This window comes from Rhodococcus sp. ZPP, from assembly GCF_017656075.1.
In the GTDB taxonomy this organism is placed as follows: Bacteria; Actinomycetota; Actinomycetes; order Mycobacteriales; family Mycobacteriaceae; genus Rhodococcus_F; species Rhodococcus_F oxybenzonivorans.
Genome location: NZ_CP058640.1, coordinates 42,425 through 56,912, shown reverse-complemented (window position 1 = coordinate 56,912; position 14,488 = coordinate 42,425). Strand labels below are relative to the sequence as shown.

Genomic DNA, 14,488 nt, shown 5'->3' with positions numbered 1-14,488 from the left:
GCTGGACTGGGTGATCGTGACCGGCCAGGCTCGGCGGTCTGGGCGTCTCGCTCCTTTCGCGGCGCCGGCGGCGCACCATCGAATCGGACTAGCCGGTGATGATGGTCAGTGCCGGGATGAGCAGCAGCATGATGAACAAGCCGGCGAGTCCGGCCAGTGGCATAGCCAGCTTTTCGGTGGCCTCCGCTGCCGCACCCTGTTCTGCGCTGGCCTGAGCGGATCGCAGGCCCGCGGCCTTTGCCCGCAGTGATGCGTAGACGGATGCGCCTTTGTCTCCGGTCATGTTCATGATGTCGGCCAGGTCGCCCAGCTCGGTCAGGCCGAGCTCATGGGAGACACGTGTCAGGGCATTCCACGGGGCTTCGCCGGAGCGCCCGGCTTCGTACAGTTCCTCGTCGAGGCGCAGGAACACCCATGAATCTCCCACCTGCGCAGCGCGCTCGAGGCTCTGGGTGGTGCCGATTCCACCGCGTCGGCACAGCGCGACGAGATCGATATAGGAGCTCAGTGCCTGCGCGAATTCGGCTCGTGCCGCGGTTGCCCGGCGTCGGATCTCGATGTCGGGGATGAGGAAGAGCAGGAAGGCGGTCGCAATCGACAGGATGGCCGGGATGGACCATCCCAGGCCGACCCCGAATGCAGTCAGGACGAGGTTGAGGAAGGGGAAGATGAGCAGTCCGAGCAGTGCTGCGACGAGCTTTTCCCCGAGTACGTGGGCAGGATCTCGGTGCAGCAGGGCGAGATCGGCGTTGGGGAGCGTGAAGAATTTACTGTCCTGCAGGTAGGGGTGGACCCGGATGCCGAGTTTGTTCGCCATCCCGTCGATCAGGGAGGTTCCGGCTGTCGACGTGCGCTCCGGGGCCGGTCCGGACAGGCGTGACATGGCATCGCTGAGTGCGGGTTGTGCGCGCATGAAGTAGAGGGCGACTAGGTAGATGCCGATTGTTCCGACGCTCGTGTAGAGGATGACCGTCATCTGAATGCTCATCGCTGCGCTCCTACGAGGTCGGTGCGGTTGACGCGATCATTGGTGCCGATGAAGCGGGGGTAGGTCGGCGGTTTGGTGGCCTGCTTCATCCAGTACAGGTCGGCCGCGAACAGGGTCAGCAGGATCAGTAGCACGATCTGCATTCCGCCCGACTTGTACGGTTCCATGAAGTTGGTGAACAGGAACGCTGCCGCGAGTGTTGTGATCGCGATGATGGTGACCCATTTCGCCTGTGTGCGGCTGGATTTGCGGTCGGCCTCGGTGCGGCGTCGGCGCGCGACCATGTCGCCGACGTCTTCGGCGAGGCCTTCGAGCACGGCTGCAAGTCCAACGCCCCGCAGTTGCATGCTCAGTAGCAAGGCTCCGCAGATCTTGTCGCCGACGCTGTCGTTGAGGTCCGAAGCGAAACGTGTGATCGCATCTACCGGAGGGACGTTGTTGCGCAGGCGGCTGATGAACGCCGTGATCTCCTCCCGTAGCGCTTCCGGGATCGGAGTGGAGATGATGGTGTGTTCGATTCCCGAACCAGCCTTCATGCTGCTGGAGAGGTTGCGGGCCCACTCGTCCATGGCCGCCAGCCGACTGATCTGCTGTTCTGCTTCGGGGCGCCCGAGCAGGTACGGCAAGCCGACCAGCAGCGCGGGGACCAGAAAGAGGGTGAAGAGCCAACCCGAGAGGGACGACACGATGATGCCGGCGGCGAAGCCCACGACGAGCAGGATCTGGGTGCTACGCGGGATCTTCGACGAGCTGCGGCGCCGGCGCTGACGCGTGGGCGCGGTGGGATCGCGGCGGTCTTTCCATCCCATGACGATGCAGGCGACCCCGGCGCACAGCAGCAGTACCAGGAAGATGCCGATTTGCTGATACATCACGCCACCTCTTCATCGTCGTAGAGGTCGCGTTCTTCGTCGAAGTGGCGAAGGCTGTCGCTGGGGAGGTTGATTCGCTTGAATCCGCCGGCGAGCAGCTTGCGGAGCAGAGGTTGTGGAATGGATCCGAATTCTCCTGTGCCGTCCGAGTATCCCCGGTAGATCGTGGAGAAGGACGGCTTCTTGTCGTCGCCGGGCTCGACGTAGACGACTTCGTCGACGTAGCGGACCGAGGTGCGTGATCCTTCGCCATCGACGCGGACCTTCGTGCCGAGTTGGACGATCAGGTCGATGTGCTCTGCGAGCTGGCGTTCGACGTAGTCCACCGTCGCGTTCATCGGGGGTTCGGTCGCCAGGTTCACTAGACGGTCGACTACACCGCGAGCGGTGTAAGCGTGGGTCGTGGATAGCCCGCCTCTGGCAGTCTGCAGTGCCTTGAGAAGTGCGAGGACCTCGTGACCGGCGACCTCACCGACGATCATGTAGTCGAGCTGCTGTCGCACGAACTCGTACAGGATGTCCGAGAGGGTGTAGCTGCCGGCGAGCTCGCCGTCTGCACCGCGTTCTCCGCCGCCCAGGATTGTCTCGGCGTCGACCACGAAATCCTCGCGGCCCGGCAGTTCGTCGATGAAGAGTTCCCGTTCGGTTTCCGCGATTCCGATTCGCGTCTGCAGAGGAAGCGCATTGGCCAGTGCACGCGTGAAGGTCGTTTTTCCGAAGCCCATTCCGCCGCCGGTGACCACCGAGGCACCGCCTCGGACCGCGCACGAGAGGATGGTCGCGAGCTCGATCGGCATCATCCGATGTTCGACGGCGAGTTGATCGAGGGCGATGTTCTTGAGGCGGTGGATGCGAATTGCCACCGAGGGCCGTTTGACCGAGTAGCCCATGACCGACAGTCGGTGGCCTCCGCGCATTGTCAGACGCAGTGACGGATTGAGCCGGGAGAATGGCCGGCCGCCGTTGTCGGCGCGTGAGGCCAGCAGTCCCATCCACTCGAGGAGTTCCTCGGGGGTGTCGACAACTGGGTCGCGGTGTTCATAGTGCCCGTCGGGGAACTTGACGTAGACGGCCGCACCGTTGAGGAAGATGTCGGTGACGTGCGGCTCTTCGACGAGTTCTTGCAGCGGGCCCAGGTTGAACTGCGCGTCGAAGATGGCCTTGATCAGGGCTTCTTCTTCGACGATGGTGAAGGCTTCACCGCCGGAGTTGATGGTCTTCTGGACGTGGTTCTTGACCAGGCCGGTGATCGTCTCACGGCCGAACTCGCGTTCTTCCTCCTCAGTGAACGGGGCGAAGTATTTGCCGGCGTTCTTCGGGTCGTGGCGCTCGCGGTCACGCGCTGACCGGTAGTCACGCAACAGTTCCGCAGCTTCTTTCTGCAGAGCGCGGACCAGGGCGCGATCGACCTTGGCCTTCGCGGCCGGCGGCACGGACCGTCGCGCAGTGCCGCTGTGCCCATTGGTGCTGGCCGGTGGCAGTTCGTGTAGGTGAAGCGATCGAAACGGATCAGTGTCGGGGAGCGTGATTTCCGATACCGAACTGCGGCCCCCACCTGCGAGGTCGGCGTCCGGGATCGGGGCTGAGAAGAAGGGGAGTTCCGTGATCTTGTTCTGCGGAGGCTGAGTCGCGTCGTCGGTGTTCATCGACGTTCTCCTGTCAGTGTCGGCAGCGCAGCATTGAGCGCGGGACCGGACTTCCAGTCCGCCTGATGGCTCACCGCGAATTTGGTGATCTTCGGCCAGGTACTGCGGTGGAGGGTGTGCAGGTAGATCGAGCGGCGACGGCGCCATTTGCTGATGGACAACCCGTCCGAGAAGACCTTGGCGTCATCGGAGTCGGGCAGGACCGCGATCACGTCAAGACCGGTGACTTTCGTGACTTCCTCTGCGTTGTAGGGGGACTCACCGATCAGGATCAACCCCAGACTTGCCCGTGATTGCACCGCGGAGAGCTGCTGTCGCAGGGCGTTCTGCGAGGCGCGTAACGCTGCGATTGCCGTTCGCTCAGTGCGGGTGACGATTGCGATCGTTGTCGCGTTGACGATCAGTTCGACCGGAGCGCCTCGTTGCCCGATCCGGCCGGCATCGACAATCACGTTGGTGTCGTCGACGCTCAATCCGGCCAAGTGGACACCCAACGGTCCCCACACGGGCCGCATCGCATCTGCCTGGGCGGAGTGGACCAGCCCCGGAAGCAATGACACCGACGACTCCGGTATCTGGATGAGTTGCTCGGTCAGAGCAGCCTTGAGGCGCCCGTGACGATTCGCGTCGACAAGATTGATCAAGGAACGATCGTGATAGTGGTTTCCGAGCATGTATCCGGCCAGGACCGGCGAGGACCCGATTGCATCCGCTTCTACGAGCAGAGTCCGGTCGGTCGGTGAGTTCAGGGCCAGCGCGAGCGCCGTGGTGCTCACACCGGGTGAGCGTGAGGCGGATGTCAATGCCAAAAACATCTCCGATCACCGCACTCGGTTGTCGAGGACGATCGCGACACGCTTGGTGGCGCCGCGGGCGGCGACCCAGTTGGCCTCTGCCTCGGGCACGAGCAGGTTGAGCGTTGTCTCGCCGGCTTCGGGGATCTCCTTGGTGGAGTACACCTGCGCCTTCGTGTTGATCGGGCCCTGTACGGGCGGGTCGTCCTGGTCGCGTGGTGTGTCCACGACACGGACCATGTCACCGGGGACGATCGGCTCGGAGGGGAGGTGGCTGTAGCTCACCGTGATGCCGACCATCGTGAGGCCTTCACCCGGAACAACCTGATCGGTGATCGCGGACGGGAGCAAGACGGTGCCGGCCGGCAGCCGAGTGCTGGCACTCATTCCTACGACCCGGCCGCGTTCGCTGGCGGGCAGCGCCCCGAGATCGGCATCAACGTTTACCGATTTGGCGGCCAAGTCCTTGGACTCGATCGTCTCGCCTTGCTGCACCTCGTTCGTCAGAACGAGCACATCGGTGGTTGCGCGCATGGCATTGACCGCAGTGAGCATGCCGATCACTGCCACCACAACGAGTGCGACACCGACCGCCAGGTAAATGGGGCGTCGACGGACGCGCGCGCGGGTATTCAGATCGGGTAGGTCGTCCTGATCTGCGCCGTTGTGCGCCGGGGGCAGGTCATCCCCGGACGAGCGGAGCTTGTCGATTTGCTTGGTCAGCAGGGATGCCATGTGGTGGTCCTTCACAGTGGACGTGTGGACATATCGGACACTTTCGTACGGCGAACAGTAGAGAGCGACCTGGACAAGTTTGTTGCGACCACGTCACCTGCAAAGCTCCGACGGACTGGTGACGCCATCCGGTGCGACTGGTCCGGCGCGTGTGAGGGCGCCGCTGGGCGGCGTGAACCAGCTGCGTTGCGTGGCGGATTTCGGTGGGGCGGCGACCGTGTTGCTCGCCATGGCAGTAGTGCATTCCGCTACGTTTCCGGCGGTATGTACATGAAAACCTGTGCGTCCAGCGATATCCCGACCTCGGGTGCCGGAAACGACGGTTCCAACTATCCGGCGTTGGGAAAACTGCGCGGCATGCCGTTGACCGACTACTTCTATTGCCCCGTATGGACAGTCGGGTTCGAAATGGTCCTTGTAAACATTCCTACGGCCCGTTTTGGGAGTCTCTGCTTGGGCCGACCATCGCCTCAGCACGACTAGCGATCCGTGCCGTGCCACGTCGAGCACGAGGAGCCGAACGCCGAGCATCGTCCCCGTCGATCGCACACGTGAACCCCATTGTGCTGCACGTGGCATAAACGCTTTCCCCTCTGCAACCCGCCTGGGCCCTCCCCCTCGGCGCGACTGTCGACCCGCATTCGTCTGCCTGCCACGCAGCTGTGAGTCTTCTGGGAAAACATTCCATCAGGTCGGGAACTGCGTTGTCCAGCAGGGGGGTAACACTCAAGAGTGTTACCTACAAGGCTTGACATTCCCCGGGAGTAGGGTAATGCCGCTGGATTCGCTATCGGAAAGGCCAAGCAATGGAGTCGATCAGTCCGCCGAGTCTCGGTGATTTCATCCGTGCTCGGCGCACCCGGGCAACGCCGAAGCACCCGGATGGAATGACTCGGGCCCAACTGGGCGCGGAGAACTATTCGAGTGTCAGCTACATCGCGCGGCTGGAACGAAACGTTAAGGACGCGAGTCCTTCTCCACAGGTTCTCGACGCCACCGCCAACGCACTCTGTCTCGATGATGCAGAACGTCGGCACCTTTTCAATCTGGCACGGCGAACACAGACCGAGCGTGAGGACACCACGACACCCTGGACGATCGGCGACTATCGGACACTGATCACACCCGATATGAAGACCGCCATCGCGGCGCTGAACCCGCACCTGGTGGCGTACCTCGACGAACGCTGGAATGTCATCGACTGTAACTCGGCGTACGACAAGGCGTTCCCTGGACTGGTCGACGAGGGAAACGTGTTGCGCTGGTTCTTCTCGACTCCGTCATCAATGAAGGTCATGGTGGAGTGGGAGGCGGAAGCCGCCTTGACCGTCAGCTGGTTCCGAGCGTTGATGGGCCGCTACTACAACCCCGACTGGGCGGTGGAAACCCTCGAAGAGTTGAGCGAGTTCCCTCTCTTCCGCGAACTGTGGTCACGCGAAGAAGTTCGGTTCGGCCGGCACCAGCCGTTCATGCACCTCCGCGACGCCGAGACCGGTGAGCGATACAGCGTGCACGTGCAGGTCCACGCGGAGATGCGGGGCAAGTATCCACTGCAGATGTACCTCGGAGTGCGCCTCCCCGCCTCCTGAATTAGCCGAGCGTCTTGACGAACGCGGCTATCGCCGCGTTGACCGGCTCAGGGTGTGTCCAGTTTGCGGCATGGCCGGCCACCGGGATCGTGACAACTGGCGCAGCACCGGGAAGACCTGCTTTGAGCTCGTCCGCCTTCTCTGCGGGCGCTGACAGGTCATTTTCCCCGCGGATGATCAACGCCGGAACGTCAATGTCGGAGAGTCGGTCCACGATGTCGTCGCGTTCGATAAGGCACTCTGCGGCTGGTCGGACAGCCATGCGATCGCTGCTGTTCCATTTGCTGATCCACGACGTCCAATCCGCAGGTTCTCCACCGATCAGTTGGGGGGCAAGTGCGCTGGTGAGGGGGTCGAGTGGCTCTGTGCTGCACCACTGATCGAACAGGACGCGGTATCCGGATTTCTGCTCGGGGGTACAGGCTGAGGCTTCCGTGTCGAGCAAGATCAGAGCCGTCGTGCGCTCCGGTGCGAGGAGTGCTGTGCGCAGCGCGGTGTAGCCGCCCTGGGACATGCCACCGATGATTGCCTTCTCGACGCCGAGGTCGTCGAGGACGGCGAGGGCGTCGCGTGCGAGGTCCCAGTATGTGAACGGCGTACCCGTATCGGTGGTTTGTCCGTGGCGGCGCGCGTCCCAGGTCACAACCCGGAGGTCCGGGGCTAGATCGCGCACCTGGGGCGAGAACATGGATGAGTCCATGAAGAACCCGTGCCCGAGTAGAAGTACTGGCCCCCCTCCCCCACTGTCGGTGTAAAAAATGTCGGCGTCGGGCGTTGTCACTGTCGGCACGTAGCCGATCCTAGGGTGAGGTGACTATCCCCGGTCCAGGCGAGCCTCATGGAGCGCTGTTGCCAGTCCCCTTTCAGAGGTTGCCGCTCACTCTCAACAAGACCCTCTCGCCACAACCTGCGGAGACTATCGACGCGTTCTGCCGAGTGTCCCTGATCGGTGGGGCTTCTCCCGTTCGAGGGCAGCCCGCGACTGGGTGCGTTCGGTTCGTCCATTCGGTCAGAGCGCGGGCGATCCAGCATCGCGCTACCGCGGAGTCCGCCGCACAGGCGGCGAGGGACTCGAATGCCAGCGCTATCGCGACTGTGAACTCGGGGTGCGTTTCGTCGATGCATTCGAGTGCGATGTCGTTCGCCGCCGAAAGTGCCAGATAGGTGGCCTCTGAACTGGTTACGGCCGAGCTAAGGGCCAATCTCTCCGTGGCCTCGTACGCCGCGCGCCACGCGTCGGGGCTGAGCGCCTTCGTTTCCGATGCTCGGCACATACCGGCGACGCGCTCGAGTTCGTGGAGTACATCGTCGCCGGCGGCCGGGAGCCTGCCGGTCAAGCCCCAGTCTGAGTCGAGCACGTCGGCGAACCAGCACCAGCGAGCGAACTCGGGCGCGTCGTCGAGCGCGAGTTCAACGGTTCCGGACGCCAGCTGCATCACTGCATCGGCGACCGACATCTCATTGAGAGCGGAAGAAAATGACTCATGCATGATGGTTTCCCGTCTGCGTGTCCCGTGAGTGGGACGTGAGGGTCAAGCGCAGGGTTGAAGCTTGTTGTGGAATTGCCAAACGCCGCACTGCGGAGCGTGCACGACCGAGGACGACCGAGGTCAGAGCGTTGTCAACCAGCACTCGACGGCGCGCCTGGCAGCGTCGGTTGGATCGGCGAGGTCGACCACAGTGGTGGCATCGACCCCCTCGGTGCGCTCCCAGCTGCCGTCGCCTCGTTGGTGGTCGACGATGGACCAGATCTCGACCGTGGCTTCATGCTCACCGCGGGTGATGAGCCGAAGAGCCGGGACGAATCCGGGGAGGTTGCTGAGGGCGATGTATGTGCAGTCCTCGTCAACGGCGAGGTCAAGGTCGTTGTGATCGTTCGCGTCGTGGGCGGCCGCAATGAACGCCGTGTGGAAGTCCTCGGGAATTTCTATGAGGGCCATCGGGTCTGGTCTCCTTCAAAAGGGTCGAGATCGGGGGTGCACAGCAATGCCTCACACGGCCGCCGGCGTCAACAGGTATCAGCGAACTGGAACAAGGCCTGCCTAGTCGGGGTGCCGATGCCTGTTCGGCGAGGCGATGCCATCGTTGACGCGAAGAGGGACAACCCCGACGACAGCCGCCATCGCTCATCTGAGTGAGGCCAATTCTGCTCAGCACGTATGACTCTCGTTGAACTCGACCGGCAGGCCGGCCGCCATAGCTTCGAGCGCCGGGATAGCTGCCAGATCCCTGGCGCCCCACCCTCCGGCGCTGAACGAGCACAGTCGATCGATGCCTCGTCAAACTGTGCGCTTACCGTGAAGGCGGTCCAGCGGCGCCTGATCGCACTCACTCGGTTGGCGGAAGCCCGCGCCGACGCGTTCACCCTAGAGCCGGCGGGCGACTGTGACTCGGCGGCATCCGACGTAACTCCTGCTTCTCGCGGAGAGTCAGAATCGGGTGCGTCAGTCAGATCGGCCGCGGCAGCGACTGCAGCAGTCTCGCCCTTTCCACGCTCCCCCGTAGGCGCGTCGGTCGGGGTCGACGTCTCCGCCATGGAATCGGAACCGGCGACGTCCGTCTGGACGAGAGCTCGGCGGTACCGGCTCAGCTCCGTCACGGCCGAGTCGTACTTGATGGCGAGCTTGTCCGCGAGGAGGCTCGGTGACCAGCGCTGCTCGTAGGCCATCCGAATGATTTCTCGTCGTTCGCAGTTGCGCATGGGGACTTGTTCGCCGCTCAGGCGACGAACGATGACGACCTCGTCGGCCGCGACCGCTCCCGTGGCCCGCTCGCGCTCGTGACTACGCGCCTTAGGATTGTCGATCTCGTCGTCGTCCCATCCGAGAGGCGGCACCAGTCCTTCTGCGCGTGCTTGTTCACGGAGGTCGGCGTCGGGTCCGGGGCGCATGGAAAGCTCGTCGTAGATCTCGTCGACCGCTTCCCACAACTCGCTCGGGATGAGACCTTTTTCCGGCATCGAGGTGACGACGTCGACCTCGACGTTCAACCGGTGAGCGAGGCTCGGATCGCCGTAGCCCATGGCATTGAGTGCGCGCAGTCGGCGGCGAGCCCCCACTGCTGGGGTCAGATCACGCCCACGGCTCGGGTGAAAAGTGATCGAGAGGATCGCGGCCGCGATGGCGGAGGTGGTCGTGCGAGTCGAAGTGCTCCTCAGCGACCGGATTGTCGCAACCGGCACAGAGGCCAGCTCAGCGATCAGAGCGGTCGTCATGCCGGCGCACATCAGGGCGTTGATGTGGTAGCGCACATCAACCGTATCGACAGATGTATCGACGTGACGGGCAGGTGTCCAAGCCTGCCCGTCACGTCCCCCTAAACCCGACTGTCGCGATGTCTGGAACCACCCGTCGTCGCGACTGGGCAAAGCAGACCGGGCGGGGAGTCCGGCTGCATTCAGTCTAGCTAGCTGAGTGGCGCATACGGACGAGCGTGCGTCGCGTCGATGCGCAGAAGTCTGGGACAAGGGTAGGGCAGCTGAAACGGTAGTCGCCATCGGATGCTCTTTTCCGTTTAGCGGCTGGTCAGGCCGCATGTACGTGGGAACTGTTCGTACTCGAGCGCACCGGGTTCGAGTTCAGCGAGTGATCAGCGCTGCACCGCATCGCATTTACCACTGGAATTTAAACCCGGTATGCACCGATGGTATCTACATCTTCAATAGGATGTCCAGCGATGAACGGAAAATCGCAGTGAGAGCGCCCCTGAACGGCTTCAAGCCCCAGGCCCTCGAAGACGCGCGCACTACTGCCGGAATCACGCGCGGCGACCTTTCCCGCGCAATAGGCGTCGACCCGACCACCATCCACAACTGGGAAACCTCGCGAACGCACCCTCAGCCCGACCACCTCGCCCGAGCCGCCGAAAAGCTGGGAATACCCCTCGACCGTCTCGTCGTCGTCCCGGAGGACAGTCGGACCATCGCCGACCTGCGGAATCTCGCGGGATTGACGCAGAAGCACGTCGCAAACCGAACCGGACTCAGCACCACCACCATCGGCCGAATCGAACGGGGCGAAGGAAGCCTGTCCGATCGACACGCCACAGCACTCGCTGAGGCTCTGCACCTGGAAGAACGCACAATCCGCGACGCATTCATCCGCGCACGGAATCGACCGCTTCCTACTCGATAGCTCGGCAACAATCACCCCCGTGCTCATGCACTGTCCCCGCGGCGCAACCGCTGCTGCCGGCGACGATCGATTGAGCGCCGTGCTCCGCTGAGAGCCAGAGTCACAGCGAGCACCAGAACTGCCACGACGATGATCAGCCGGCGGAGGTCGAGGCCTGCACCTTCCGTGCCAGGGATAGTCACCAGCGGTGATGCCGAGGCCGCAACGATGAGATCGTGAGCGAGCAGCCACGCAGTTGCCTTGGTCGACATCGCTGGAAGAGCCGCGACAAGTAGGCCCAGAATCAATGGGGCCGCCATCAACAGAGACAGTTGGTCCTCGTCGGACAGGCCTGTTGCATTCTGCGCGGGTTGGATGGGCCGCTGAGGTTGACTGGGGTGCATGGGATCTCCTCCTAAACTGGCTTCTATCTGGAGGAAGATCCGGTGCAGCGGGCTTGTGTGACAGATGGCGGCGTTCTTTTTCACAGCCCAGCGAAAGCCGTAAAGCTCACGCCCGAGGCAGGCTGCATATCTCGACGGAGCCGCGGGCGGCGCCGAGAGTGATGCCGCCGCCGAGGTAATGCGCCAGGTCGGGGCGGTATTGCTGTGCAAGCGGAGACCAGCGAACTTTGGTAGCGCTGAAGACTAATCGAATCGCCCCCGCTCTCCTTGACGGCGGGGGCGATTCTTCACGCAGGCACGTCAATCGACGATCTTGAACCCTGCTGCAGCGAAGGCTTCATCGAACTCGGAGACTCCCTCGAAGTGGTCGACGAGCCGCGCGAAATCGTACTCCCAGCTGCTGGTGACAACGTCGCCCTCGTCGGGGCCCGAGAACTGCTCGTGCGCCCAGGGCAGGAGGACGCGACCTCCGTCAACGACCGCGAAAAGCACCCGATCGACGAGAGAGCCGCGGTAGAAGATGTCGCCTATTGAGATCCAGACGTCCTCGTTGGGGAAGTTCTTCGCCCAGTCGAAGCTGCGAGGAGGCCTGCTGCCGGCGTCGCGCAATCCCCTGAAGTCGAGATCGAGTCCCCAAGCAATCGAGATATCGATGTCGTCTCTCAAGATGGCGACGTTGCCATGGCTCTCGACCTCGTTCTCGATCGCGTCGGTCTTGCCGACCAACGCCGTGACCGTCCGGTCGCGGTAGCTTGGCCCGGCGCCACCACCCCAGCAGTGGATGTGATTCCAATCTTCAGTCGTTGTTTCGCGGATGATCTTCCGCAGCTCGTCCAGCTTCATTGGCTCCCCCTCGTTGGTGTGGGAACGGGATCTGTTTGATCCGTCAGCGTGATCGTATGTTGGAATCGGGTATCTCACATTTGATCCACGCGGGGCCTTTGTGACATGTCACCCTTACGGGGCAAGGCCACCGGCAGGATGGCAGGTAGGCCGACGCAATGGGCGCGAAGAACGCAATGGGCGCGAAGAATAAGAAACCTCGGAGTCCGCGGCGCCCAGGGAGGGATACTTGTCCAATGTGGGGCGACCTGTGGATATTCCCGTTCGATGTCACAATTTGGGGTACGGTTGCGTCTTGGTTTAGCGCAATCATCAGTAGTCTCTCGATTTTCGCAGCCGCTGCTTACTACATTATCGATAAATGGCAGGCAGCGAAGTCGCAAGCGCGCCATGTTCGTTTCGTGAGATGCTACTGGACGAAATTTGCAGTAAAGGCGGAAGTACACAATCATTCAGACGAATCTATTTTCGATGTGACCGTGCTGTGTGGGCGGAGACCCTTTCGCGACTACATCAACCGATTAATGGATAGTCGGCCTGTCGAGATGGACGAACTGCCCGGGTTGCTGGAAGCTTGGCAAGCGCTTCCGGGCGGAAATGTACAGGTCAGGAGTTTCAGGACTCCCATATCCGGCCAGGGGAATTTATTTCAGTTTACTACGCCGGAGCGCGCTCCCTTGGGCTTGTGTACTGGATCGAGTTTCGCGACTCGATGGCACGCCCATGGCGGATGCAGCTAGATCAGCACGAACCCATTCGCATCCGTGAACACTGGCGTCCCAAATATACGTTGACTGAAGTTCTGAAATACCGTGGCGCCCGAAAGTACCGAGAAGAGCGAAAGCGGGTACAGACGTGGATAACACAGAATGCGCACAAGTAGCTCCACTTTCCACGAACAACTCAGATCTATATTTCATATCCACTCTAGACTTACAGCTAGGATATCGTAATAGATCAATAGTTGCACTAACTGGGGAATTGAGTGCTTGCAGTGCCAGCCACGGCTAACCGTAGAGTCCTGACCCACTTAGCAGACTGATCAGCGTTAAACTCGTGCTGTTTTTCAGGGCCATACCGAAGGGGAGACGCAGTATCCGAAAAGAGCAGGTTCCTAATCGTATCTGTCTCAGAATTCGCAAGTTTCAAGAAGAGCTTCGACACCTGATCCATAGCCCTTACAACATGGTCTGTGCCGGCACCGATACTAAAGGTCGCATAGAAATCATCGAGCGGCGTTCGCCTGTGATCGCATAGGGAGGAAAGGACTGAGTCCACATCTTCGTGTAGCCACGATAGGTTCTTCTCCATCCGCCGAATACGCACCTGCTCATCGATTAATTTCCATTTGTTCGTTATAGAAATCCACTTAACTCGATAGTCAGCCGAATCTGGAATCATAGGCTTGGCAGCGAAGAGCATCTCTTTTAGATCCTCGCCAGCAACACGCAGACAGTTGCTTAGACTCTCGTCGTCGCCTTCATCCAAGTGCTGCCGGGCAGAGGTCAAAGTAGCTCGATAGAGTTCGATCATCGGCGGCGTTCTAACGATCAGTACTTCTTCGAGATCGTCATCGCACAGGCTCAGCGCCGCATCTCGAAACCCCGTCCAAGCCTCGGCTGTCAGGGTGTTAATTGCTTCTGCTTCGATCAGGTCGGCACGTTGTTCGACGACTGTTGCGATAATGAAGAATGCGACAGGAACGCCGATACAGAACCCAATCAGTGCAGTCAACACGTTGAGAGTGAAGGCCAGACCGGTCCACACGTCGTGCAGATCACCGACTACGCCCGCAGTAACTCCGCACCATCCAGCAACGAACATGATGCCGAGAATCCATCGGACGGACAGTGGCGTGTGCTTGAACGCCGCCTTGAAGTTCATAGGCATATGCTGCCCGGTCCAGGTGTCGAGGAATAACCCGACTCGACGTAGCGGGAATCCCCATCTGATAGAGAGTTCGATCTCGAGCCGAATCCCCCTACCAGAACGACCATCGAGGTGGCCTGGGAAGCCAGCCTCTATGTCTCAACTGGCGTAGTCCCTGCTCAGCCCATAACCACCATTCGAAAGGAACCTCTCTCCCTGGAGGGACCGTCAGCTCGCCGCCGGAACAGGCTGTCAGACGCCCTTCCCACCGGCCGTTTCCCGACACGGGATCCCTGGGTGATCGCCCGCCCCGATACCCTTCGCACAGTGACTACAGACCAGTACACCCCTCATGGCGACTACCAGTCGATCAGAAACGCCGCTGCCAATCGGATCGCTCACTTTGCGCACGAAGCAACGAAGACTCCGTTCGACCCGAAGCAGCTCGGAGTGCACGCGCGTGTTCTGAAGAAGGGCTTCGACGCTCACACGACCGCCGACGAGTCCGTGGGATCGGACTGCGTCAAGTGCCGCCAACCCTGGCCGTGCGCCAGCATTCGCCTCATTTTCGTGCCACTGAACGTCCTAGATTGATGCGAATGCAGCCGGTTGCGAGCCTATACGGACCGAAATGGC

General features: G+C 61.6%; 15 protein-coding genes. 3 read left to right on the top strand and 12 right to left on the bottom strand.

Annotation, left to right across the window (positions count from 1 at the left end):
* Window positions 1-88: 88 nt before the first annotated feature.
* Genes HYG77_RS35820 through HYG77_RS35800 form a run of 5 tightly spaced genes read right to left on the bottom strand, consistent with a single transcriptional unit; the run spans window position 89 to window position 5,035 of the window.
* Entirely contained in the window at window positions 89-988 is a 900-nt protein-coding gene (locus HYG77_RS35820) for a type II secretion system F family protein (RefSeq protein WP_007299973.1), read from the bottom strand.
* A complete protein-coding gene (locus HYG77_RS35815; protein WP_128643708.1) occupies window positions 985-1,860 on the bottom strand; it encodes a hypothetical protein in 876 nt (291 codons plus the stop codon). Before HYG77_RS35815 ends, HYG77_RS35820 begins: the two co-directional genes overlap by 4 nt.
* Window positions 1,860-3,506: a CpaF/VirB11 family protein gene (locus HYG77_RS35810; protein WP_208964338.1), complete on the bottom strand. Its 1,647-nt coding sequence runs from the start codon at window positions 3,504-3,506 to the stop codon at window positions 1,860-1,862. Before HYG77_RS35810 ends, HYG77_RS35815 begins: the two co-directional genes overlap by 1 nt.
* Window positions 3,503-4,282 (bottom strand): hypothetical protein, encoded by a 780-nt coding sequence (locus HYG77_RS35805; protein WP_235214920.1) that lies wholly within the window; start codon window positions 4,280-4,282, stop codon window positions 3,503-3,505. The genes HYG77_RS35810 and HYG77_RS35805 overlap by 4 nt, the downstream gene beginning before the upstream one ends.
* Before the next feature lie 45 nt (window positions 4,283-4,327).
* On the bottom strand, window positions 4,328-5,035 hold the full coding sequence (locus tag HYG77_RS35800; protein WP_208964337.1) for an SAF domain-containing protein: 708 nt from the start codon (window positions 5,033-5,035) through the stop codon (window positions 4,328-4,330).
* Window positions 5,036-5,841: 806 nt separating this feature from the next.
* Between HYG77_RS35800 and HYG77_RS35795 the strand changes: the two genes are divergently transcribed.
* Window positions 5,842-6,624, top strand: a complete 783-nt coding sequence (locus HYG77_RS35795; RefSeq protein ID WP_208964336.1) for a helix-turn-helix transcriptional regulator — start codon at window positions 5,842-5,844, stop codon at window positions 6,622-6,624.
* Window position 6,625: 1 nt separating this feature from the next.
* Here the strand turns inward: HYG77_RS35795 and HYG77_RS35790 are convergent, their stop codons facing one another.
* The 4 genes from HYG77_RS35790 to HYG77_RS35775 all read right to left on the bottom strand — a co-directional run bounded on the left by HYG77_RS35790 (window position 6,626) and on the right by HYG77_RS35775 (window position 9,838).
* A complete protein-coding gene (locus HYG77_RS35790) occupies window positions 6,626-7,405 on the bottom strand; it encodes an alpha/beta hydrolase (RefSeq protein ID WP_280123345.1) in 780 nt (259 codons plus the stop codon).
* An 82-nt stretch (window positions 7,406-7,487) separates the two neighbouring features.
* Window positions 7,488-8,114, bottom strand: coding sequence for a hypothetical protein (locus tag HYG77_RS35785; protein WP_208964334.1), 627 nt, complete (start codon window positions 8,112-8,114; stop codon window positions 7,488-7,490).
* Window positions 8,115-8,234: 120 nt separating this feature from the next.
* Window positions 8,235-8,564 carry a hypothetical protein gene (locus HYG77_RS35780; protein ID WP_208964333.1) on the bottom strand — a complete coding sequence of 110 codons (330 nt, stop codon included), beginning with the start codon at window positions 8,562-8,564 and terminating at the stop codon, window positions 8,235-8,237.
* 68 nt (window positions 8,565-8,632) lie between these two features.
* Entirely contained in the window at window positions 8,633-9,838 is a 1,206-nt protein-coding gene (locus HYG77_RS35775; RefSeq protein WP_244461547.1) for a hypothetical protein, read from the bottom strand.
* Window positions 9,839-10,157: 319 nt separating this feature from the next.
* On the opposite strand from HYG77_RS35775, the gene HYG77_RS35770 reads away from it, so the two are divergent.
* Entirely contained in the window at window positions 10,158-10,757 is a 600-nt protein-coding gene (locus tag HYG77_RS35770) for a helix-turn-helix transcriptional regulator (RefSeq protein ID WP_348273608.1), read from the top strand.
* Between the two features lie 23 nt (window positions 10,758-10,780).
* On the opposite strand, the gene HYG77_RS35765 is transcribed toward HYG77_RS35770, so the two are convergent.
* From HYG77_RS35765 to HYG77_RS35755, 3 genes are all read right to left on the bottom strand, one after another.
* Window positions 10,781-11,140, bottom strand: coding sequence for a hypothetical protein (locus HYG77_RS35765; protein WP_005560273.1), 360 nt, complete (start codon window positions 11,138-11,140; stop codon window positions 10,781-10,783).
* 300 nt (window positions 11,141-11,440) lie between these two features.
* Complete coding sequence (locus tag HYG77_RS40255; protein WP_236603776.1) at window positions 11,441-12,061, bottom strand: hypothetical protein; 621 nt, start codon at window positions 12,059-12,061, stop codon at window positions 11,441-11,443.
* An 891-nt stretch (window positions 12,062-12,952) separates the two neighbouring features.
* Window positions 12,953-13,867 (bottom strand): hypothetical protein, encoded by a 915-nt coding sequence (locus tag HYG77_RS35755; RefSeq protein ID WP_208964331.1) that lies wholly within the window; start codon window positions 13,865-13,867, stop codon window positions 12,953-12,955.
* Window positions 13,868-14,179: 312 nt separating this feature from the next.
* On the opposite strand from HYG77_RS35755, the gene HYG77_RS35750 reads away from it, so the two are divergent.
* Entirely contained in the window at window positions 14,180-14,446 is a 267-nt protein-coding gene (locus tag HYG77_RS35750; RefSeq protein WP_208964330.1) for a hypothetical protein, read from the top strand.
* The last annotated feature ends 42 nt before the right edge of the window (window positions 14,447-14,488 follow it).

What these genes read in the sequence shown, in the direction of transcription:
- HYG77_RS35775 (WP_244461547.1), bottom strand. Translation starts at nt 9,838, where the DNA reads ATGACGACCGCTCTGATCGCTGAGCTGGCCTCTGTGCCGGTTGCGACA.
- HYG77_RS35765 (WP_005560273.1), bottom strand. Translation starts at nt 11,140, where the DNA reads ATGCACCCCAGTCAACCTCAGCGGCCCATCCAACCCGCGCAGAATGCA.
- HYG77_RS35780 (WP_208964333.1), bottom strand. Translation starts at nt 8,564, where the DNA reads ATGGCCCTCATAGAAATTCCCGAGGACTTCCACACGGCGTTCATTGCG.
- HYG77_RS35820 (WP_007299973.1), bottom strand. Translation starts at nt 988, where the DNA reads ATGAGCATTCAGATGACGGTCATCCTCTACACGAGCGTCGGAACAATC.
- HYG77_RS35800 (WP_208964337.1), bottom strand. Translation starts at nt 5,035, where the DNA reads ATGGCATCCCTGCTGACCAAGCAAATCGACAAGCTCCGCTCGTCCGGG.
- HYG77_RS35755 (WP_208964331.1), bottom strand. Translation starts at nt 13,867, where the DNA reads ATGAACTTCAAGGCGGCGTTCAAGCACACGCCACTGTCCGTCCGATGG.
- HYG77_RS35815 (WP_128643708.1), bottom strand. Translation starts at nt 1,860, where the DNA reads ATGTATCAGCAAATCGGCATCTTCCTGGTACTGCTGCTGTGCGCCGGG.
- HYG77_RS35795 (WP_208964336.1), top strand. Translation starts at nt 5,842, where the DNA reads ATGGAGTCGATCAGTCCGCCGAGTCTCGGTGATTTCATCCGTGCTCGG.
- HYG77_RS35810 (WP_208964338.1), bottom strand. Translation starts at nt 3,506, where the DNA reads ATGAACACCGACGACGCGACTCAGCCTCCGCAGAACAAGATCACGGAA.
- HYG77_RS35770 (WP_348273608.1), top strand. Translation starts at nt 10,158, where the DNA reads ATGTACGTGGGAACTGTTCGTACTCGAGCGCACCGGGTTCGAGTTCAG.
- HYG77_RS35785 (WP_208964334.1), bottom strand. Translation starts at nt 8,114, where the DNA reads ATGCATGAGTCATTTTCTTCCGCTCTCAATGAGATGTCGGTCGCCGAT.